Genomic DNA, 22,078 nt, shown 5'->3' with positions numbered 1-22,078 from the left:
CTTTCGAGAACAAATCGACGTCGTCGTCTGCCCGTGAAAGGACGGTGTGCAACCTCCTATGACCGCTCCCTCGCCGGTCTTCGATCTCGACGACGTCGATTCCCTCCTTGCGGCCGACGTCGGCGGCGCACTGCGGTCGGCCGCGCTCGGTGGCGCGCAGGTTCGTGCGACTGCCGCCGCGGTGAGCGAAGATTCGCTGATTCGGTTGACGGACCTCCGACCTCGGAGCGTTCTCTTCGTCACCGGCGCGGGTCGGGCGGCACGTGCCGCGGGCCTTGTCGTGGCTGCGCTCGGTGGCAGTGCGGGCCTGCCGGTCCTACACGTCGACGAGACGCCACCGTGGGTCGGTCCACTCGACGTCGTTCTCGTCGCCGGTGACGATGCGGGCGATCCCAGGCTCGTCGAATCCGTGGACAAGGCATTGCGGCGTGGCGCCGAAGTTGTGATCGTCGCACCCGACGAGGGGCCGTTGCGTGCGGCAGGCGCGGGGCGAGCCTCGACGTTGCCACCGCGTGTTCCCGTCCTCGAACACAACACCCTCCTCCGCTACATCGCCGCGGGCATCGCGGTGCTCGCGATCGTCGACAAGGCGCGGTCGGCACCGTTTCTGCCGGACCTCGCCGGCCTTGCCGACCTTCTCGATGCCGAAGCGGCGCACGATCATCCGAGCAACGAGGTTTTCCACAATCCGGCGAAAGCGCTTGCCTCTCGGATGCGCAACTGTGAGATCGTGCTCGCGGGCGACGACGCCGCGCCTGCCGAATTGGCACGCCACGCCTCCGAGGTACTGCTGCGCTGCGCGGGAACGATAGCGGCGGCGGGCGATCTCTCCGACGTCGTCGGCGCGGCCGCGATGCTCGCGCAGGGTGATTCGGGTGGGAGCTCGGATTTCGACCCGTTCTTTCACGACGAGCAGCTCGACGGTCCGCCGCCGCGTAATCGGGTGCGGGTGTTCGTCGTCAGCACCGAGCCGGAACGGCGGCTCGCCGAACGTCGGATCGCCGTCTTCGCCGATGCTCAACTCGTCGCCGTCGATCCTGAAGAAGCTGCGCGCGCCGATGAGGGAGTGCCGCCGCCGACGCGGTCGGGCAGGGAGCTGGAACAGCTTGCGATACTGGCTGTTCGGCTGGAAATGGCAGCCGCGTACGTGCAGCTGATGTCCGGCGCGGCACGCAGTTTCGGCGGAGGTCACTAGTGCACTTGTTGCGAGGTGCGCTGCGCAACTACGCGTGGGGATCGCGAACCGCACTCGCCGAACTGTGCGGTAGACCGGTGCCGTCGGTCCACCCCGAGGCCGAGATGTGGTTCGGGGCTCACCCCGCCGACCCGGCGCGACTGCTGATCGGCGACGACGCGGTGTCACTGCTCGACGCCGTCGCAGCCGACCCCGTTCGCGAACTCGGCTCCGCCGTCGCACCACGGTTCGGCAACAGGCTGCCTTTTCTGCTGAAATTGCTTGCGGCCGAGGAGCCCTTGTCGCTGCAGGCCCATCCGAGTGCGATCCAAGCGCGGGATGGCTTTGCGCGGGAGAACCGCGCTCGTGTGCCGATCGATGCTCCTACGCGCAACTATCGCGACGACTGCCCGAAGCCGGAACTGGTCGTAGCGCTGGACAGGTTCGAGGCGCTCGCCGGTTTCCGCGACCCGCACGCAACCATCGCTCTGTTCGCCGCGCTCGAGGTGCCCGCCTTGGCGAAATACAGCGCTCTGCTTGCAGGGCAACCTGATTCGTCCGGATTACGGGCCCTGTTCACCACCTGGATCACCCTGCCCGAGCGGGCGTTGGCGACTTTGCTTCCCGAAGTGCTCGACGGCTGTGTGGCCTATCTGTCGGCGAGTCACGGTAAGGGGCAGTTCGGCAAAGAGGTCCGCACCGCGATAGAGCTTGCCGACACCTACCCCGGCGATGCAGGTGTGTTGTGTTCGCTGCTGCTCAATCGAATCACTCTTCAGCCGGGCGAAGGTCTCTACCTCGACGCCGGAAATCTGCATGCGTACCTGCGCGGTGTCGCGGTCGAGATCATGGCGAACTCCGACAACGTGTTGCGCGGTGGTTTGACGCCGAAACACGTCGATGTCCCGGAACTGCTGCGGGTACTCGACTTCGAGCCGGTCGAGGTGCCGATCCTGCATCCAGGCGGCGAGCGCGGGGCTCGTCGGTATCCGACGCCTGCCGCTGAATTCGCGCTGTCGAGAATCGATCTCGACGCGACGAACCCGACGGCCGACGTCGCTGTCGATGGACCGAACATCCTGCTGTGCACCAAGGGTTCGGTGCAGTTGCGTAGCGGCGACGCAGTTCTGGAGCTTCGGCGCGGCGCTGCCGCATGGGTGTCGGCGGCAGATGCGCACGTTTCGGTCACGACGTCGGAGGGAAATGCGCAGATGTTCTGCGCATCCGTCGGTCGAGCAGGCTAGCGTGATGCTCGCGCTGCTCGACCGAAATGTCTGTGTAGCCGTTAGGCCCGAGTAGTCCGAGCCCGATCGACCAGCAGGAGGAGCGATATGTCCGCAGGCGGTAGCAAAAAGGCGATCGTCGCGGCATTGATTGCGAACGCGGGAATCGCGGTGGCCAAGTTCGTCGGCTGGGCGATCACGGGTTCGTCGTCGATGCTTGCCGAGGCCGTGCACTCCGTTGCGGACACGTCCAATCAGGGTCTGCTGCTACTCGGTCAGAAACGGGCGGAGCGTGAGGCAACCACGTTGCACCCGTTCGGCTACGGCCGTAGCCGATACTTCTACTCCTTCGTTGTCGCGCTCGTGTTGTTCACCCTCGGTTCGATGTTCGCGATCTACGAGGGCATTCACAAGATTCAGCATCCGGAGGAGCTCACCAGCCCAGCTGTGGCGATCGGCATCCTCGTGATCGCTATCGGCCTCGAGACGTACAGCTTCATGACGGCCTACAAGGAGTCCAAGCCACTCAAGGGCAATGCGACCTGGTGGCAGTTCATCAGAAATTCGCGCAGCCCGGAACTGCCGGTGGTGCTGCTGGAAGACACCGGAGCGCTCGTCGGTCTGTTCCTCGCATTGTTCGGTGTCAGCTTGACCGTCATCACCGACGAGCCTGTCTGGGATGGTGTCGGCACCCTCGCGATCGGTCTACTGCTCGGCGTCATCGCGGTGATCCTGATCATCGAGATGCACAGTCTCCTGATCGGAGAAGGTGCGACAGCCGACGAGGAGAAGCGCATTCTCGCGGGTCTCGCCGACGGCGAGGGGATCGAGCGCGTCATCCACCTCAAGACCCAGTACCTCGGTCCCGAAGAGATGTTGGTTGCAGCGAAGCTCGCCTTCGTACCCGGTCTCGACATCGCCGCCGTTGCGGCGGCGATCGACGCCGCCGAGGCCAGGGTGCGCAGCGAAGTCCCCTCGGTTCGGGCGATGTACCTCGAACCCGACCTCTATCGCACCGCGAAATAACTTCGGTTCCCACTTTCGTTCTGCGCAAGCGCCCTTGGCCATAGGCTCGGGGTTCAACACCGAGCAAGGAGGCCCGCTGTGGCGATCGACGACTCCGAAAAGTCTCCGTCGAGGCATTCGCTGTTCCGGACGAAGTCGGTCGAGCAGTCGATCGCCGACACCGACGAGCCCGATTCGAAGCTCCGAAAAGACTTGACCGCTTGGGATCTCACGGTGTTCGGCGTCGCTGTCGTCATCGGTGCCGGAATCTTCACGCTCACCGCGCGGACCGCAGGCAACGTCGCGGGACCATCCGTATCGCTCGCGTTCGTACTCGCATCGATCGCCTGTGCGCTCGCCGCGCTGTGTTACGCGGAGTTCGCGTCGACGGTGCCGGTGGCGGGCAGCGCGTACACGTTCTCCTATGCCACCTTCGGTGAGTTCGTCGCCTGGATCATCGGGTGGGACCTGATGTTGGAGTTCGCGCTCGCGGCATCGGTGGTCGCCAAGGGCTGGTCACTGTATCTGGGCGAAGTGCTCGGGACGGCCGCGCCCTCGATGCACATCGGTAGCCTCGAGTTCGACTGGGGCGCGGTGCTGATCCTGCTGGTACTCACGGGCCTGCTCGCAACGGGAACCAAGTTGTCTTCCCGGGTTTCGGCCGTTATAACGGCAATCAAGATCGTCGTGGTCTTGCTCGTCATCGTGGTCGGCATCGGCTACATCAAGACGGAGAACTACTCGCCCTACATCCCGCCGTCGCAAGGCGGTTCCGGGAAGGAAGGCATCCACCAGTCCCTGTTCTCCTACCTGACAGGTGCGGGCGACAGCACGTTCGGCCCGTACGGTCTGCTTGCGGCCGCAAGCCTGGTGTTCTTTGCGTTCATCGGCTTCGACATCGTCGCAACCACTGCCGAGGAGACGAAGGATCCACAGCGCGCACTCCCGCGCGGAATTCTCGGCTCACTTGCGATCGTCACCGTGCTCTATGTCGCCGTCACTCTCGTGTTGACCGGGATGGTGCCCTACACCGAGCTTGCCGGTGAGAAATCGACCCTTGCTACGGCTTTCTCCCTCAACGGCGTCGAGTGGGCTAGCAATGTGATTTCGTTCGGTGCGCTCGCCGGACTCACCACAGTCGTCATGGTCCTGCTCCTCGGCCAAACGCGAGTGTTGTTCGCGATGTCGAGGGACGGGTTGATGCCGCGCGCGCTTGCGCACACGGGCAAGCGTGGAACGCCGGTACGAATCACGGTCATCGTCGGCCTCGTCTGTGCCGTTCTTGCAGGGCTGGTGCCGATCGGAAAGCTCGAAGAGATGGTCAACATCGGCACCCTGTTCGCTTTCGTGCTCGTGTCGATCGGCGTCCTGGTGCTGCGACGGACCCGGCCGGATCTGTCTCGCGGGTTCAAAGTTCCGCTGGTGCCGTTCGTGCCGATCCTCGCGGTCCTTGCATGCCTGTGGTTGATGCTGAACCTGAGCGTCGAGACGTGGTTTCGGTTCATCTTGTGGATGGTGCTCGGGGTCGCCGTCTACTTCCTGTACGGATACCGGCATTCGATGGTGCGACAACGGCATGGCGAGAAGTAGGTCTTTACAAAATCAGCAGTTTGTCTAGACAGGGGACAGCGCAACCTCTATTGTCAACGGTAGAAGTGTTCGACTTCACAACTGCGAGAACACGCCCGCTTGACTAGGAGACATCGATGTCTACGCATGTAGATCCGGCAACCGCCGACGCGCCCGCCACCGATTGGCGCGATACCAAGCGATACATGTGGCTGTGGGGCCTCTTCGCCCCAGCCGGACTTTTCATCATCGGCTTACCGCTGATCATCGGACTGAATGCACTCGGCTGGCACGAGGTTGCACAGCTTCCGGTCTGGCTCGGCCCGATCCTCGTCTATGTCGTCATTCCGATTGCGGACATCTTCTTCGGACCCGACGGCAACAACCCGCCGGACGAAGTGATGGAGTACCTGGAGAACGACAGGTACTACCGCTACCTCACCTACCTGTACCTGCCGTTCCAGTACGCATCGCTGATCTTCGGCAGCTACCTGATCATGTCGGACAACCTCAGCTGGCTCGGCTTCGAAGGCCATGGTCTGCATGTTGCCAACAAGATCGGTCTCGCCATCACCATCGGCATGATTGCCGGCGTCGGGATCAACACCGCGCACGAACTCGGCCACAAGAAGGTCGACATGGAGCGCTGGCTCGCCCGTATCGCCCTTGCCCCGTCCTTCTACGGGCACTTCTACATCGAGCACAACCGTGGCCACCACGTCCGCGTCGCAACCCCGGAGGATCCGGCAAGCTCGCGTTTCGGCGAAAGCTTCTGGGCCTTCTGGCCGCGCACAGTGTCGGGCAGTTTCAAGTCCGGCTGGAAGCTCGAGAAGACTCGTCTCGCCCGCCTGGACAAGAGCCCGTGGAGCCTGCAGAACGAAGTCCTCACGTCGTGGCTGATGTCGGTCGTGCTGTTCGCGGCGCTCACCGCAATCTTCGGTATCGGACTGCTGCCCTACCTGATTCTGTCGGCGATCATCGGGTTCAGCCTGCTGGAGTCGGTCAACTACCTCGAGCACTACGGACTGGTCCGGCAGAAGACCGCGAGTGGTCGCTACGAGCGTCCGGCTCCCGAGCACAGCTGGAACAGCGACCACATCGTCACCAACATCTTCCTGTACCACCTGCAGCGCCACAGCGACCATCACGCCTACCCGACCCGTCGCTACCAGACGCTGCGCAGCTGGGACGGTGCACCGAACCTGCCGAGCGGCTACGCGAGCCTGATTCTGCTTGCCTACTTCCCGCCGCTGTGGCGCAAGGTCATGGATCCTCGCGTCCTTGCGCACTACGACGGCGACATCACCCGCGCGAACATCCACCCGCCGAAGCGCGAAAAGATTCTGGCTCGCTACGGGGTGGTCGAGGATTCGCAGGCGGCCGACAAATGAGCGCCTACAAGTGTCCCGTCTGTGACTACGTCTACGACGAAGCCAAAGGCGTTCCGCGGGAGGGCTTTCCGGCGGGCACCTCGTGGGATTCGATTCCGGACGACTGGTTTTGCCCCGATTGCGGCGTGCGTGACAAGGTCGACTTCGAGCCGGTCGGCGTAAGCCAGCCGAGCAACTCGTAGGAAAGGTTCTCGTTGTGAACGACTACAAGCTCTACCAGTGCGTCCAGTGCGGTTTCGAGTACGACGAGGCGGTTGGTTGGCCCGACGACGGTATCGAACCGGGTACCCGCTGGGACGACATCCCGGACGATTGGAGCTGCCCTGACTGTGGTGCGGCAAAGTCCGACTTCTTCATGGTCGAAATCGAACGCTCTTGACACGAGTCGGGTGATGTCAGTGCCCCCGCGATCCACGCCTGCGACGATGTTGCGGGCGTGGATCGTTTTCTATCCGGGGTCGTCCGGGCACGGTGTCGTTGGTGGACCTGCTGTGCGATCGAGTCGACGATGCGGTCTGGGCGAACTTCGACGATCCCCGGAGATCGCACGTGACGTGCCTGCAGATCTCGCAATGTTGTTCCTACCCTTCGTCGAAGCTCATCGAGCCGAACTGGTGTAGACCAGCGGGGTGAGTTGACTACGAGAACTGCCCATGAAACCGTCGCGGCATGTCGAACAGCGTGTCGAGAGTGCCCTATCAGGAAGCAGCGCGCTCGCTGCTGCGTGATTCGGTCCTCGATTCGATGCGCGAGCTGCTCGGCGAACGCGACTGGAACAAGATCACCCTGTCCGATATCTCGAAGCGCGCAGGGGTCAGCAGGCAGACGCTCTACAACGAGTTCAATTCTCGGCTCGGGTTGACGCAGGCCTACGCGTTGCGACTCGCGGATCAGTTCGTCGATCACGTCGAGGGCGCCATCCGGTCCAACGAAGGTAATGTCCGCGCGGCCATCGCCGAGGGCCTGCAGGGCTTCTTCATGGACAGCGCATCCGAACCGCTGATCCTGTCGTTGCTCTCCGGTGACGTGAAGCCCGACCTGTTGCGGCTCATCACCCTCGATGCCGGTCCGCTGATTGTGCACGCCCGGACCCGGCTGGCCGACACGTTCCAGAACAGCTGGATCGACACCTCCCGCGCCAACGGCGAACGGCTGGCGACCGCGCTCGTGCGACTTGCGCTGAGCTACATCGGAATACCGCCGGAATCGTTCGTCGACGTGGCAGCCGACCTCGCCGCACTGTTCGGTCCCTACGTCGACGAGGTCAGCGCAGCAGGCTGAGCGGCGCAGCACTGTTTACCCGGGTGCGCTCCCCGCCTCCGCTGCTTCTGCCGCTAGCCTTGCCAAGTACCGCCCTACCAGGAGAGGCAGATGACGACTTCAGTGGAAGCAACAACCCTGCAAGCCGACAGCCGCAACGGCATCGACTACAAGGTGGCCGATATCGGTCTGGCCGAGTTCGGCCGCAAAGAGATTCGGCTCGCCGAGCACGAAATGCCCGGCTTGATGGCGCTGCGCCGCGAATACGCCGAGGTGGCACCGCTGAAGGGCGCGCGGATCTCCGGATCGCTGCACATGACGATTCAGACCGCGGTCCTCATCGAAACGCTGGTCTCGCTCGGTGCCGAAGTTCGCTGGGCATCGTGCAACATCTTCTCGACCCAGGATCACGCGGCAGCTGCCGTCGTCGTCGGTCCGACAGGCACCGAGGAAGCCCCCGCGGGTACGCCCGTCTTCGCCTGGAAGGGCGAATCGCTCGAAGAGTACTGGTGGGCCGCCGAGCAGATGCTGACGTGGCCGGGTGAACCCGCCAACATGATCCTCGACGACGGTGGCGACGCCACGATGCTCGTCCTGCGCGGGGCACAGTTCGAGAAGGCAGGTGTCGTGCCGCCGAACGAGGACGATCATTCGGCCGAGTACAAGGTGTTCCTCAACTTGATCCGCAACCGTTTCGAAACGGACAAGGGCAAGTGGACCGCGATCGCCGAAAGCGTTCAGGGTGTCACCGAAGAAACGACGACGGGCGTACTGCGGCTGTACCAGTTCGCCGCGTCCGGTGAACTCGTGTTCCCGGCGATCAACGTCAACGACTCCGTCACCAAGAGCAAGTTCGACAACAAGTACGGCACTCGGCACTCGCTGATCGACGGCATCAACCGTGGCACCGACGTTCTCATCGGTGGCAAGAAGGTGCTCGTCTGCGGTTACGGAGACGTCGGCAAGGGTTGTGCGGAATCGCTTGCGGGCCAGGGCGCACGCGTGCAGGTCACCGAGGTCGACCCCATCAACGCGCTACAGGCATTGATGGACGGCTACGACGTCGTCACGGTCGAGCAGGCCATCGGCAACGCCGACATCATCATCACCTCGACCGGTAACCAGGGCATCATCACCTTCGACCACATGAAGCAGATGAAGCACCAGGCGATCCTCGGCAACATCGGTCACTTCGACGACGAGATCGACATGGCAGGCCTCGAGCGCTCGCCCGACGTTACGCGGCTCAACATCAAGCCGCAGGTCGACCAGTGGACCTTCGCAGACGGCCATTCGATCATCGTGCTGTCCGAGGGCCGCCTGCTCAACCTGGGCAACGCCACCGGGCACCCGTCCTTCGTGATGAGCAACAGCTTCTCCAACCAGGTGATCGCGCAGATCGAACTGTGGACGAAGCCGGAGGAGTACGACAACGAGGTGTACCGCCTGCCCAAGGTGCTCGACGAGAAGGTCGCGCGCATTCACGTCGAGGCACTCGGTGGCACGCTCACCAAGCTGACCAAGGAGCAGGCCGAGTACATCGGTGTCGACGTCGAAGGTCCGTACAAGCCCGAGCACTACCGCTACTAGTTGCCCGAGCACTACCGCTACTAGTTGACGGGGCAGACCTTCCATCTGCCGTTCTCCCTTGTCAGGTTCTCGACGTCGGTCGACGTACCGTCGTCGGCGCCGAGACCTGAGATCGTGGTGGTGACATCCGCTGTCGCCGTGGGTCCGTCGATCTCGATGTTCTCGATGCCGTCGACGGTGATCTCGTAGGTGTCGGCGTCGGGTTCGTCGACGAAGTCGCCGTTGTCGATCTGCTCTTGGTAGCGCGTGCGTGCGTCGGTGCAGAACGACGTGATCGACGCAGCGAATCCGTCGTCGTCGACTTTTTGGTAGGCGGCGCGGATCGAGGCCTCGATCTGCTCGGCGTCCGTCGCGGCCTCGGTTGTCGGCGTTCCGCCGCCGGAATCGTTGTCGTTCGCGATGACGGCACCGACGATCCCGACGCCGACAAGTAGAGCGAGGACGGCAACCACCGCCGCGATGATGCGGCCGTTGCCACGTCCCTGCGCCGGCCGACTCGGGCCGTTCGGCCCGGTCGGACCCGGCGGTCCGACGAACGGTCGCGGCGGGACATTGTGGGGCGGGACATTGTGGGGCGGGACATTGTGGGGCACCGAATGGTGTGGCGACGAGAGTGGTTGCTGCGGTTGCACATACGTCGGCGCGGAGTTGGGGCGCCGCTGCGGCGCAACCGCGGTGGGTGGTGGCGTCGGCGGCGGGGTCGAGATGCGGTGCTGCGAATTCGAATCGGACGGGACCTGCCGGATCACGGTCGGCGCGGTTCTGCCGGACAACGCTGCCGCGGCCGCAGCACCCAGTTCGCGACACGACTGGAAACGGTCGGCGGGGTCCTTCGCCATCGCCCGAGCAATCACGGCGTCGAACGCCGGCGGCATGGCTCGGTTGTACTCGGACGGATGGGGAGCAGGCGCCGTGACGTGCGCGTGCATCATCGCGACCGGATTCGCGCGAACGAAAGGCACAGAGCCGGTGAGCATTTCGAACAACGTGCAGCCGAGCGCATAGACGTCGATCCGATGATCGATCGACCTGCCCTCGATCAGTTCGGGTGCTGCGTAGGCGATCGTCGCGAGAAATGAACCGGTCGAGGTCAACGCCGTCGTGTCGTCGAGGGACCGCGCGATACCGAAATCGGTCACGAACACCTTGTCGGTGTCCTCGTCGGTCGAAATCAGCAGGTTCGCAGGTTTGACGTCGCGGTGCAGCAGGCCGTTGCGGTGGGCGAAGTCGAGCCCCTTCGCCGCCTCGGCTGCGATGTGAACCGACCTGGCGAAAGGCAACGCCGACGGACCCTGTTCGATCAGTTGCGAGGCATCGACGCCGTCCACGAACTGCATGGAGATCCACAGCCGATCGCCTTCGAGCCCGCGGTCGTGAATCGAGACGATGTTCTGGTGATCGAGCCGCGAGGTCAGTTCGGCTTCACGCTCGAACCGGGCGCGGAAGCTCTTGTCTGCCCCGAGCCCGGCGTCGAGGATCTTGAGTGCGTCCCGCCGTGGTAGCCGCGGGTGCTTGGCCAGATAGACCGCGCCCATTCCGCCTGTGCCAAGGCGCCGTTCGATCCGGTAACCGGCAAACGTCGATCCCGGCTCGAGGGCCACCATCCACCTCCATGTCGCATTCTGCTCGTACTTTCAGCATTCCGTGAGCAGATTCGATGTGTTAACAGCTCCGGCCGACATCACTTGTTCGGGTCGTCGCAGACCTTCCACTTGCCGCCCTCTTTGGCGAGGTACTCCTCTGTCATGTCGTCGAGGCCGGCGTCGCTCTGACCGTCGAAGGTGACGGTTCCGGTTACGTCGGCGGTCGCGAGATCTCCGTCGATCCGAATGTTCTCGACCTTCTGGATGTCGAATTCCGCAGTGTCCAATTGCTTTTCGGTGTCGGCGTCGACTTCTTTCTCCGGGTCGTTGCGTGCCGCCGTGCAGGCGAGTTTCACGGCAGCGTTGTAACCCTTGCTCTCCCACGTGCTGTAGAAGGTCTTGATCGCCGACTCGATCTGTTCTTCGTCGCTTCCGGTCGTGTCGCCGGTGGCCGAGCTGTCGCTGTCGTCGCCGGTGAGGAGCACGATGCCGATGACGGTGCCGATGACGAGCACGGCGGCGACGATCAGGCCGACGATCAGGCCGGTCTTGCTCTTGCGGGCAGGTGGTGGAAAGCCCTGCTGGCCGTATCCCGGCTGCTGACCCCACGCTTGGGGACCCGGTTGCGGTTGCCCCCACGCTTGCGGGCCCGGCTGCGGTTGCCCCCACGCCTGCGGACCCGGCTGCTGACCCCACTGTTGCTGTGGATTGCCCGGCTGGTTGTACGGCTGTCCATCGCCCGGGCCGTTCGGTGGGTAGGTCACAGGTGTCCTTTACATTCGAGAGAGCTTTTCTTGGTCAGCAGTATGACAACTGCCCGGCCGTTTCGCGCAGCAGGCTCGGGTCGCGACCAGTGCAGCAGTCCAGTTGTCCGTCGATCGCGTATCGTCTCGCGAACAGACGTATCGACCTCCGGGGGAGTTGTGACGTATCCACCAAACGGCCCAGGTCAGGGGCCGTACAACCAAGGTCCGGGACAGTTCGGGCCCGGACCGTACGGACCGAGCGGGCCTGGACAGTTCGGCCAGGTGCCAGGGCAGCAGTGGGGCGGGCAACCGGGGCCGCAGGGCCCGGGTCAGGCGTATTTCGGGCAGGGCGCTGCACCGCCGCCACGGAAACGCACCGGCCTCGTCGTCGGCGGAATTCTTGCCGCAGTCGTGCTGATCGGCGCAATTGTTGCCGCCCTGGTGATCTTCACCGGCGGTGACGACAGCGAGGGCGGTGGCGGCACGACGACCACGAGCGCCAAGAGCGACGAGGAGCAGATCGAGGAAGTCCTCACAGCAGTGCTGGAGGCGCCACGCGACGCCGAGTTGAACAAACTGTGCCGCGACCTCAAACGCGAGATCGAGGACGAGCTCGAAGAATCGACGCGGTCGAGCGAACCGGACCCCGACGTGCAGGTCACCGGCGTCACCAATATCGAGATCGACGGCAACGACGCGACCGCCGATGTGATGGCAACCGTGAAGGGCGACGAAGAGGAACAGAACTTTTCGCTGAAGAAGGAAGGCGGCAAGTGGAAGTTCTGCGGCTGATCGCCCGGTCGCGGATCGCGCAACCTATACGATTCGACACGTGCCCATGCTGATCACGATCGAGGGCGTCGACGGTGCTGGTAAACACACTTTGGCGCGTGGGCTCTGCGATGCCTGGACGGACTCGGGACTCGAAGTCCTCTCCATGGGTTTTCCGCGGTACGGAGAGTCGATGCACGCCGACCTCGCGGCCGAAGCGCTGCAGGGCGAGCACGGGGATCTCGCGAGCAGCGTGTACGGCATGGCCGCGATGTTCGCCCTGGATCGCCACGATGCCGCGCGGGATCTACGCCGACTGATCAACCGCACCGACATCGTGCTGCTCGACCGATACGCCGCGTCGAACGCCGCGTACAGTGCCGCTCGTTTGCACGAGTCAGCGCAGGGCAAGGTGGTGGCGTGGGTCAAGGCGCTCGAATTCGAACGGTTCGCGATACCTGTTCCCGACGTCCAGCTACTGCTGAACATTCCCGTCGCCGTGGCGGCGGCACGGGCGAAGAGCCGCGAACAGCTCGACGCGACTCGGCGGCGCGACTCCTACGAACTCGACGGCGGCCTGCAGCAGCGGACTGCCGACGTCTACTCCGCACTCGCCGCTGCCAACTGGGTGTCGCCGTGGCGTGTCGTCGAAGGTGACGTCGATACGACTCAACTCGCCGCCCAGCTGGTCAATAAGCCGAGTGACCAGGTGGAAGTGACACCATAGAGAAATGAAGCCACGGATTCTGGTTGTCGACGACGATACGGCTCTCGCGGAAATGCTGACGATCGTCCTACGCGGTGAGGGTTTCGAGCCCTTCGTCGTCGGGGACGGTACGCAAGCCCTTGCCGCGGTTCGCGAAACGAGACCCGATCTGGTCCTGCTCGACCTGATGCTTCCCGGTATGAACGGCATCGATGTGTGCCGCGTTCTGCGCGCCGATTCCGGTGTGCCGATCGTGATGCTCACGGCCAAGACCGACACGGTCGACGTGGTGCTCGGGTTGGAATCGGGTGCGGACGACTACATCATGAAGCCCTTCAAGCCGAAGGAGCTGGTCGCTCGCGTCCGCGCGCGGCTGCGTCGCACCGAGGAAGAACCGGCCGAACTGCTCAGCATCGCCGACATCGTGATCGACGTGCCTGCGCACAAGGTCAGCCGCGGCGATCAGTTGATCTCGCTGACGCCGCTGGAATTCGATCTGCTCGTTGCTTTGGCGCGGAAGCCGCGACAGGTGTTCACTCGTGAGGTGTTGCTGGAACAGGTGTGGGGTTACCGGCACGCTGCCGATACCCGGCTCGTCAATGTCCACGTTCAGCGCCTGCGCGCCAAGGTCGAAAAGGATCCCGAGGTGCCCGAAGTTGTGTTGACTGTCAGGGGGGTCGGCTACAAGGCCGGACCGCCGTGATCAGTCTTTCCAGAATGCAGCGGCGGATCGACAGAACACTCGCTCCGCTGCTGCGTTGGTTTCAACGTCTGAGCAATTCGCTCGGACACGCCTGGCGGCGTTCCCTGCAGCTGCGGGTCGTCGTCTCGACACTGACCTTGTCGCTGATCGTCATCACCATTCTCGGTGTCGTGCTCACCAGTCAGATCACAGATCGTCTGCTCGAAGCGAAGATCACTGCCGCGATCGAGGAAATGGATCGTGCGCGCAACACCGTTCAGGCTCAGCTCGCCGGCGCCGACGAGGGCAATACCCTGCGCAGCCGGCTCGACGACGCGAGTTCGGCGCTGACGAGCCGCGAGAACGACGCGGGTCAAGCTGCCGGTGCCGCAGGCACTTTCGACTCGGTCCTCATCGTGCCCGGCGACGGCGCACGACCGCAGACCGCTATCGGCCCCGACGATCAGATTCCGGGCACCTTGCGCCGTTTCGTGCAGCAGGGCCAGGTCAGTTACCAATTCTCGACTGTCTCCGATCCCGACGGCTACCGTGGCCCCGCGTTGATCGTCGGCAGTCCGACAGCATCCGACATCTCGACACTCGAGCTGTACCTCGTGTTCCCGCTCGCGAGTGAGGACCGCAGCCTGCAACTGATGCGTGGCACGTTGCTCATCGGCGGCGCCGTTCTACTCGTGCTGCTCGGCGCGATATCGATGCTCGTCGCCCGGCAGGTCGTCCTGCCGATCCGGTCGGCGTCCCGTATCGCCGTCAGATTCGCCGACGGCAGGCTCAAGGAACGAATGCCGGTGCGGGGTGAGGACGATATGGCTCGACTTGCCATGTCGTTCAACGAGATGGCCGAGAGCCTGTCGAAGCAGATCACGCAGCTCGAAGAGTTCGGAAATCTGCAGAAACGGTTCACCTCCGACGTCAGTCACGAACTGCGAACCCCGCTGACCACGGTCCGTATGGCAGCGGACCTGATTCACGACGGCAGCGACGAACTGGATCCGGCGTTGCGGCGGTCCTCCGAGCTGCTCGTCACCGAGCTGGACCGGTTCGAAGCGCTGCTCAACGACCTGCTCGAGATCAGCCGCCACGATGCCGGCGTCGCCGAGTTGTCGGGTGAGGCGCTCGATCTGCGGATGTGTGCACGAGCCGCGGTGTCGACGGTCCGGCATCTGGCTCGCGAGTCGTCGACCGAACTTATCCTCGACATGCCGGAGGAGCCGGTGATCGCCGAGGTCGATCCGCGCCGTGTCGAACGAATCCTGCGAAATCTGCTCGCCAACGCGATCGATCACGGCGAGGGTCGCCCGGTGCTCGTGCGGTTGCGCGCCAACGATGATGCCGCGGCGATCATCGTCCGCGATCAGGGCATCGGATTGCGTGCCGGTGAGGAGAAGCTCGTCTTCAACCGGTTCTGGCGGTCGGATCCCTCGCGGGTTCGGCGGTCCGGTGGAACCGGGCTCGGTCTTGCGATCAGCGTCGAAGACGCACATCTGCACGACGGCAAACTCGAAGCGTGGGGCGAACCCGGCCTCGGCTCCTGCTTCCGTCTCACTGTCCCACTCGTGCGTGGGCGCAAGGTGACGGGCAGTCCGCTCCCGCTCCGACCGGGAACGCGAAAGCACTTGCAAGGCAGGGGAATCGAAGGTCAGAGTGGCAGTTCGGTGCCATCGCTTGTCTCCGTTCCCGACCTCCCGAAGGCCGGTCCGTCGACCATGAGCGACACGTGATCGAACGCGGACTCGCAGCAACGTCCACAGGAAAGGTCGCGTTCAGGTTTCCGATGATGTCGACGTCACGATCGGCCTGCCTGGCCGCGGTACTGCTCACCCTCGTCTTCGTCGTGTCCGGCTGCGCAAGCCTGCCCGACACGTCGACGCCGGAGGCGATCGGATCGATCGGTCAGGAGCCTGCGGAACAGACGGCGCCACCACCTGCACCCGGTGCGGAACCGAGTCTGCTGTTGCGCAAGTTTTTCGAAGCGAGCACCGATCCGACCGACCGGCACGCAACCGCTAGGCAGTACCTGACCGGCGAACGAGCGCGGACCTGGGACGACGCAGCATCGACGGTGATCGTCGACAAGGTCGACTTCCTGATCGAATCCCGCGACGACGACGTCGCCAACTACACCGTTCGGACCAACCGGGTCGGTGAGTTGCAGTCGGGCGGCAACTACGAGGCGCAGGAAGGCTCGTTCGAATTCAAGGTCCGCTTCGACCGGGTCGACGGTGAATGGCGAATCGCGGACATCCCCGACGGGGTGATGCTGGATCGACCGCTCTTCTTCAAGTCCTACAAAAATGTCGCGCTGTACTTCCTCGATCCGAGTGGCACGACGACCGTGCCCGACCTGCGCTGGATTCCGAGTCGCCAGGATCAGGTCGCCGCGCAGTTGATCGGTCTGCTGCTCGGCGGGCCGAAGCCCGCATTGGTTCCAGCCGTGCGCACCCAACTCGGTGAGAACGTGTCGCTGATCGGGCAGATCACGAAGGCCGACGGCCGGACCAGTTCGGTCGGCGTCGGTCCCGGCGGGGTTCGAATCGACCTGCAGGGCGTCTCGGAGTTGGATTCGACGAATCGGGTTCTCCTTGCGTCGCAGGTGATCTGGTCGCTCGCGAATGCGGAGATATCGGGTCCGTATGTGTTGCTCGCCGATGGCAAACCGCTCGACGATCGGTACGCGAACGGGTGGACCACCGCCGACGTGGCAGACCTGAACCCGCTGTCGAAGTCGGGGTCCGACGTCGGGTTGCACGCATTGCGGGACGGATCGCTCGTTGCCGTCCGAGACGCAGGCGTCACGGCGACTCCCGGCTATTTCGGTTCGGTGCGCAACGTGCGTTCCATCGCGCTGTCCAACGACGGGACCCTCGTCGCCGCGGTTGTCGATACCGGCAGACCCGCACCCGAACCCACGAACGCTCTGATGGTCGGCACCTACGACGGCGGAGCCTTCCCCGTTGCCGAAGGTGGCACGATCACCCGGCCGTCGTGGGCGCCGCGGGACGGTTCGGCCTGGGCGGTCGTCGATGGTGTGCGAGTGACACGGGCCGTCCGCGATCGGCAGACGAGTCAGGTTTCGGTCGTCGATGTCGAGGCCGATGCGGTGACCGCGCTCGGTCGGATCTCCGAACTTCGATTGTCGCGAGACGGCGTTCGTGCGGCGATGATCATCGACGGCAAGGTGTACTTCGCGGTTGTCGTCGCATTGCCGAACGGGAACTATTCGTTGACGAGTCCGCGTCTGGTTCCGATCGGCGCAGGTAGCACGGCGACGTCGCTGGATTGGAGCAGTGGCGAGAACGTCGTCATCGCGCGGGCGTCGTCTGATGTGCCGGTGGTCCTCGTCACCGTCGACGGTGCGCGGTTGGAGATGTTGCCGAACCGGAACCTGACCGCACCCGTCGTCGCGGTGGATGCGACGCCGACCACCGAATACGTGGCCGATTCGCGATCGGTGTTCCAGTTGAACAACACGGACCCACCTGCGGAGCGTTATTGGCGTGAGGTTCCTGGGCTCTCGGGAATCAAGGCGATTCCTGTTCTGCCTGGCTGAGGGCGCTTCGCGCCTCGTGAGTCCTTTCGGTGGTCGGGCCCGCCGAAAAGACTCACGAGCGGCGGAGCCGCCTTCCTGTGTCGGACCCCGCGGGCACACTCCCGCCCATGCGAACCCTGCTCGATCTGATTCTTCCGCTCGAATGCGGTGGCTGCGCCGCGCCCGGGTCGAAGTGGTGTACGCAATGTCGGGAGGCACTGTCCGTTCCGCCGACCCCGTTGCGGCCGCGGATCGACCCCGGCGTGCCGTGCTGGGCGATCGGTACCTATTCGGGTCCGCGCAGGCTCGCCGTTATCGCAGCGAAGGAACGCGGTCGGCGCGACCTCGCCGAGCCGCTCGGTGCGGCTCTCGCTCACACGCTCGGCTGGTTGCGCGACGCCGGCGAACTCGACCCGCCGGAGTTGGCGCCGACGGTGTTGATCCCGGCGCCGACGAGAGCGCGTGCGGCTCGCGTTCGTGGCGGCGATCCGGTGACGGCCATGGCGGCGGCCGCTGCTCGACGCGGCCGAGGAGTTGCGGTCGCACCATTGCTGTCGCTACGTGGCCGGGTACGCGATTCCGTCGGTCTGACAGCGGATCTGAGGCAGCGCAACCTTGCCGGACGGGTTCGAGTGCGGACCGACCGCGCAGTGGACGCAGCGGCGAACGTGGTGCTTGTCGACGACGTGATCACCACAGGATCGACCGCGAGTGAGTCCGTGCGTTCGCTGGCACGTGCCGGAATCGAGATCACCGCAGTGGTTGTGGTTGCAGCTGCGTAACGCCGCGCCGCGCCGACAAGCGAATTGTGCGTGAACACTGGCACAGCGCAGAGAGACGTACTACCGTCGCGAACACACCCGAAGACACAGGTGGGAGGTGGTGCCTCGGATCCTGGTGCCGAGCGGTTCCCCTCTCGGCACGTCTAGTTCGCCGTGACCAGCCTTCTGGCGCGGCCATATTCGGGAGGTACGCGTGACGACCGCTTCACAATCCTCGGTTTTCGAAGAAGACACCACTCAACCAGCCGAAAAACATGCAGACATCGTGGTCAAGGGCCGCAATGTAGAAGTACCCGAGCATTTTCGAATCTATGTCTCCGAGAAGCTTTCTCGGCTCGAACGATTCGATCCGTCGATCTACCTTTTCGACGTCGAACTCTTCCACGAACGTAATCGCCGCCAACGCAAGAACTGCCAGCGCGTCGAAATCACAGCACGAGGCAAAGGTCCTGTCGTACGCGCAGAAGCATGCGCCGACAGCTTCTATGCCGCGCTCGAATCTGTCACCGCGAAGCTCGAAAATCGTCTGCGCCGAACCAAGGATCGAAGGAAGGTCCACTACGGCGACAAGACTCCCGTATCGGTCGCACAGGCTACTGCCGCACTCGTCGAGGTCGACGAGATATCCAAGACCATCGAGTCGCCGAGCGCGGAATTCGAAGCGCCCGACCTACCTGACAACACTCCTGGCCGCATAGTCCGCACCAAGGTGCACTCCGCGGCGCCGATGTCCGTCGACGACGCCCTCTACGAGATGGAACTCGTCGGACACGATTTCTTCCTTTTCCACGACAACGCGACGGACAGGCCCTCGGTCGTCTACCGCCGACATGCCTTCGACTACGGACTGATCAGGCTCGCGTAACCCCCGTCCCTGACCGCTGTACTTTCAGTGCATCGAACGAAGGACCAGTCCCGACAATTGGGACTGGTCCTTCGAACGTGTCGGGGGTTTGCCGGCGCTGGGAAGGGGCCAGGCCTACTCGGTGGGTTCGACGAGCGCATACCATGGACGGCACAGGGGGCCGAAAACTCGCGCCCGCTCTGCTCCCATGTTCGGGAGCCGATACTTGCCGCCGAAGATTGAGGACGAAACAGATCGTGCCGACACTGACATTCTCGAAGTTGCTCCGGCTCGGTGAAGGCCGCATGGTCAAGCGGTTGGGGCACCTTGCCAACGAGGTGTCCAATCTGGCGCCCGACGTGGAGAAGCTCACCGACGACGAACTGCGCGCCAAGACCGGCGAGTTCCGCAAGCGGCAAGCGAACGGCGAAACTCTCGACGAGTTGCTGCTCGAAGCGTTCGCCGTCGCCCGCGAAGCGTCGAGCAGGGTGCTCTCGCAGAGACACTTCGACGTCCAGGTGATGGGCGGCGCTGCGCTGCACATCGGCAACGTCGCCGAGATGAAGACCGGTGAAGGCAAGACGCTGACCTGTGTGCTCCCTGCCTACCTGAACGCGATCGGCGGCGACGGCGTGCACGTGGTCACCGTCAACGACTACCTCGCCAAGCGCGACTCCGAGTGGATGGGCCGTGTTCATCGCTACCTCGGGCTCGAGGTCGGCGTCATCCTCGGCGGCATGTCGCCGTCGGAGCGACGTACCGCCTACCAGTCGGACATCACCTACGGAACGAACAACGAGTTCGGCTTCGACTACCTGCGTGACAACATGACGCACTCGCTGGAGGACCTCGTCCAGCGCGGCCACAACTTCGCGATCGTCGACGAGGTCGACTCGATCCTCATCGACGAAGCCCGCACCCCGCTGATCATCTCGGGCCCTGCTGATGCGTCGTCGAAGTGGTACGGCGAGTTCGCACGAATCGCACCGCTGCTCAAGCGCGATGTGCACTACGAGGTCGACATCAAGAAGCGCACGATCGGTGTGCACGAGGCAGGCGTCGAGTTCGTCGAGGATCAGCTCGGCATCGACAATCTCTACGAGGCGGCGAACTCGCCGCTGGTCAGCTACCTCAACAACTCGATCAAGGTCAAAGAGCTCTACCAGCGCGACAAGGACTACATCGTTCGCGACGGCGAGGTGATCATCGTCGACGAGTTCACCGGTCGCATCCTGGTCGGTCGGCGCTACAACGAGGGTCTGCACCAGGCGATCGAGGCCAAGGAAAAGGTCGAGATCAAGGCCGAGAACCAGACGCTCGCCACGATCACGCTGCAGAACTACTTCAGGCTCTACGACAAGTTGTCGGGTATGACGGGTACCGCTCAGACCGAGGCGTCGGAACTGCACGAGATCTACGGTCTCGGCGTCGTTCCGATCCCGACGAACAAGCCGATGGTCCGCGTCGATCAGTCGGACCTGATCTACAAGACCGAAGAAGCCAAGTTCGACGCCGTCGTCGACGACATCCAGGAGAAGCACGAGAAGGGTCAGCCGGTCCTCATCGGCACGACGAGCGTCGAGCGGTCGGAGTACCTGTCGAAGCAGCTGACCAAGCGTGGCATCGCCCACAACGTGCTCAACGCCAAGTTCCACGAGCAGGAGGCGACGATCATCGCCGAGGCGGGTCGCGCCAAAGCGGTCACCGTCGCCACCAACATGGCTGGTCGTGGTACCGACGTCGTGCTCGGCGGCAACCCGGACATCCTCGCCGACCTGGCATTGCGTAAGCAGGGTCTCGATCCGATCGAGACCGCCGACGAGTACCAGGCCGCATGGGAGCCGACCCTCGAGACGCTCAAGGGCGAGGTTGCCTCCGACGCGAAGAAGGTGCGCGACGCCGGCGGTCTGTACGTGCTCGGCACCGAGCGGCACGAGTCGCGTCGCATCGACGATCAGCTTCGTGGACGTTCGGGCCGCCAGGGCGACCCCGGTGAGTCGCGGTTCTACCTCTCGCTCGGCGACGAATTGATGCGTCGATTCAACGGTGCTGCGCTCGAGTCGGTCATGACGCGCCTCAACCTGCCCGACGATGTGCCGATCGAAGCCAAGATGGTGTCGAAGGCGATCAAGAGTGCGCAGACGCAGGTCGAGCAGCAGAACTTCGAGATCCGCAAGAACGTCCTCAAGTACGACGAGGTGATGAACCAGCAGCGCAAGGTCATCTACGCCGAGCGCAGGCAGATCCTCGAGGGTGAGGACATGGAAGGCCAGGTCGAAGGCATGATCACCGACGTGGTCACCGCCTACGTCGACGGCGCGACCGCCGAGGGTTACGTCGAGGACTGGGATCTCGACCAGCTGTGGACCGCTCTCAAGACGCTGTACCCGATCGGTCTCAAGCACGAGGACCTGACCGGTGAGACCGAGGTCGGCGAGGCAGGCGAGCTCACTCGCGACGATCTGCGCGCGACCCTGCTGAAGGATGCGCACGACGCATACGCCAAGCGCGAGAAGGAGATCGACGCGATCGCCGGCGAGGGCGGGATGCGCAATCTGGAGCGTCAGGTACTGATGTCGGTACTCGACCGGAAGTGGCGCGAACACCTCTACGAGATGGACTACCTCAAGGAGGGCATCGGTCTGCGTGCCATGGCACAGCGCGATCCGCTCGTCGAATATCAGCGCGAGGGTTACGACATGTTCATCGCGATGCTGGACGGGCTGAAGGAGGAATCTGTCGGGTTCCTGTTCAACCTCCAGGTCGAGGCGACGCCTGTCGAGCAGCCCGCTGTGCAGCCGGGTCTGCGGTCGCCGGTCGGTGCCGGTGCTGCAGCCGCAACCAAGGCGGCAGCGCCGACGCTGCGCAAGCCGCTGCCGACCGAAGAAGCCGCGGCTCAGAACAAGGTTGCGGAAAAGAAGGTCGCCGCGCCGAGCGCGTTGCGTGCCAAGGGCTTGAACGAAGCCGAGCCGAAGGGCCTGACGTACTCGGGTCCGGCGGAGGACGGCAGCGCGTCGGTCCGCAAGTCGTCGCCCCAGGCCGAGGAGACGGCGGACGGCAAGTCGCGTCGCGAGCGTCGTGAGGCAGCGCGTCAGCAGGGTAAGGCGCCGACGCGGGCCCCGAAGTCCAAGCGTCGGAGGTAGGCGGCTACGCCGCTCGTGAGTTAAAGGTGCCCTCCGGACGCGCTGCTGGGGTGAAAATGGGG

At 64.0% G+C, this 22,078-nt stretch carries 19 protein-coding genes; 17 read left to right on the top strand and 2 right to left on the bottom strand.

Annotated elements, in window-relative coordinates:
- Positions 1-58: 58 nt before the first annotated feature.
- From ACHIRB_RS28650 to ahcY, 9 genes are all read left to right on the top strand, one after another.
- Positions 59-1,195: a tobH protein gene (locus ACHIRB_RS28650; RefSeq protein ID WP_395125907.1), complete on the top strand. Its 1,137-nt coding sequence runs from the start codon at positions 59-61 to the stop codon at positions 1,193-1,195.
- On the top strand, positions 1,195-2,418 hold the full coding sequence (gene manA / locus ACHIRB_RS28645; protein WP_395125908.1) for a mannose-6-phosphate isomerase, class I: 1,224 nt from the start codon (positions 1,195-1,197) through the stop codon (positions 2,416-2,418). Before ACHIRB_RS28650 ends, manA begins: the two co-directional genes overlap by 1 nt.
- Positions 2,419-2,505: 87 nt before the next feature.
- The gene (locus tag ACHIRB_RS28640; protein WP_395117032.1) at positions 2,506-3,423 is read left to right on the top strand and encodes a cation diffusion facilitator family transporter; all 918 of its coding nucleotides are present in this window, start codon (positions 2,506-2,508) and stop codon (positions 3,421-3,423) included.
- A 78-nt stretch (positions 3,424-3,501) separates the two neighbouring features.
- Positions 3,502-4,992 (top strand): amino acid permease, encoded by a 1,491-nt coding sequence (locus tag ACHIRB_RS28635; RefSeq protein ID WP_395117034.1) that lies wholly within the window; start codon positions 3,502-3,504, stop codon positions 4,990-4,992.
- Positions 4,993-5,108: 116 nt separating this feature from the next.
- Positions 5,109-6,362, top strand: coding sequence for an alkane 1-monooxygenase (locus ACHIRB_RS28630; protein WP_395117036.1), 1,254 nt, complete (start codon positions 5,109-5,111; stop codon positions 6,360-6,362).
- Positions 6,359-6,544, top strand: a complete 186-nt coding sequence (locus ACHIRB_RS28625) for a rubredoxin (protein ID WP_199703103.1) — start codon at positions 6,359-6,361, stop codon at positions 6,542-6,544. The genes ACHIRB_RS28630 and ACHIRB_RS28625 overlap by 4 nt, the downstream gene beginning before the upstream one ends.
- 14 nt (positions 6,545-6,558) lie before the next feature.
- Positions 6,559-6,741 (top strand): rubredoxin, encoded by a 183-nt coding sequence (locus ACHIRB_RS28620; protein ID WP_199703102.1) that lies wholly within the window; start codon positions 6,559-6,561, stop codon positions 6,739-6,741.
- 290 nt (positions 6,742-7,031) lie between these two features.
- Positions 7,032-7,643, top strand: coding sequence for a TetR/AcrR family transcriptional regulator (locus ACHIRB_RS28615; protein ID WP_199703101.1), 612 nt, complete (start codon positions 7,032-7,034; stop codon positions 7,641-7,643).
- A gap of 90 nt (positions 7,644-7,733) precedes the next feature.
- Positions 7,734-9,212: an adenosylhomocysteinase gene (gene ahcY, locus ACHIRB_RS28610; protein WP_395117039.1), complete on the top strand. Its 1,479-nt coding sequence runs from the start codon at positions 7,734-7,736 to the stop codon at positions 9,210-9,212.
- A 20-nt stretch (positions 9,213-9,232) separates the two neighbouring features.
- Here the strand turns inward: ahcY and ACHIRB_RS28605 are convergent, their stop codons facing one another.
- Positions 9,233-10,816 carry a serine/threonine-protein kinase gene (locus tag ACHIRB_RS28605; protein WP_395117041.1) on the bottom strand — a complete coding sequence of 528 codons (1,584 nt, stop codon included), beginning with the start codon at positions 10,814-10,816 and terminating at the stop codon, positions 9,233-9,235.
- 77 nt (positions 10,817-10,893) lie between these two features.
- Positions 10,894-11,559, bottom strand: a complete 666-nt coding sequence (locus ACHIRB_RS28600; protein ID WP_395125910.1) for an Rv0361 family membrane protein — start codon at positions 11,557-11,559, stop codon at positions 10,894-10,896.
- Between the two features lie 159 nt (positions 11,560-11,718).
- Here ACHIRB_RS28600 and ACHIRB_RS28595 point away from each other — a divergent pair, with 159 nt between their 5' ends.
- From ACHIRB_RS28595 to secA, 8 genes are all read left to right on the top strand, one after another.
- Positions 11,719-12,333, top strand: coding sequence for an Rv0361 family membrane protein (locus tag ACHIRB_RS28595; RefSeq protein ID WP_395117045.1), 615 nt, complete (start codon positions 11,719-11,721; stop codon positions 12,331-12,333).
- Between the two features lie 46 nt (positions 12,334-12,379).
- On the top strand, positions 12,380-13,039 hold the full coding sequence (locus tag ACHIRB_RS28590; RefSeq protein ID WP_395117145.1) for a dTMP kinase: 660 nt from the start codon (positions 12,380-12,382) through the stop codon (positions 13,037-13,039).
- Positions 13,040-13,043: 4 nt separating this feature from the next.
- Entirely contained in the window at positions 13,044-13,721 is a 678-nt protein-coding gene (mtrA, locus tag ACHIRB_RS28585) for an MtrAB system response regulator MtrA (protein WP_199703096.1), read from the top strand.
- A 14-nt stretch (positions 13,722-13,735) separates the two neighbouring features.
- The gene (gene mtrB / locus ACHIRB_RS28580) at positions 13,736-15,439 is read left to right on the top strand and encodes an MtrAB system histidine kinase MtrB (protein ID WP_199703095.1); all 1,704 of its coding nucleotides are present in this window, start codon (positions 13,736-13,738) and stop codon (positions 15,437-15,439) included.
- Positions 15,440-15,495: 56 nt separating this feature from the next.
- Positions 15,496-17,268, top strand: a complete 1,773-nt coding sequence (lpqB, locus tag ACHIRB_RS28575) for an MtrAB system accessory lipoprotein LpqB (RefSeq protein ID WP_395125914.1) — start codon at positions 15,496-15,498, stop codon at positions 17,266-17,268.
- A gap of 107 nt (positions 17,269-17,375) precedes the next feature.
- Positions 17,376-18,029 carry a ComF family protein gene (locus ACHIRB_RS28570; RefSeq protein WP_395117048.1) on the top strand — a complete coding sequence of 218 codons (654 nt, stop codon included), beginning with the start codon at positions 17,376-17,378 and terminating at the stop codon, positions 18,027-18,029.
- A gap of 193 nt (positions 18,030-18,222) precedes the next feature.
- Entirely contained in the window at positions 18,223-18,894 is a 672-nt protein-coding gene (gene hpf, locus ACHIRB_RS28565; RefSeq protein ID WP_395117050.1) for a ribosome hibernation-promoting factor, HPF/YfiA family, read from the top strand.
- 236 nt (positions 18,895-19,130) lie between these two features.
- Positions 19,131-22,016: a preprotein translocase subunit SecA gene (gene secA / locus ACHIRB_RS28560; RefSeq protein WP_395125911.1), complete on the top strand. Its 2,886-nt coding sequence runs from the start codon at positions 19,131-19,133 to the stop codon at positions 22,014-22,016.
- The last annotated feature ends 62 nt before the right edge of the window (positions 22,017-22,078 follow it).

Source organism: Antrihabitans spumae (genome assembly GCF_043944905.1).
Lineage (GTDB): Bacteria > Actinomycetota > Actinomycetes > Mycobacteriales > Mycobacteriaceae > Antrihabitans > Antrihabitans spumae.
This window is presented reverse-complemented; position numbering and strand designations above follow the sequence as displayed.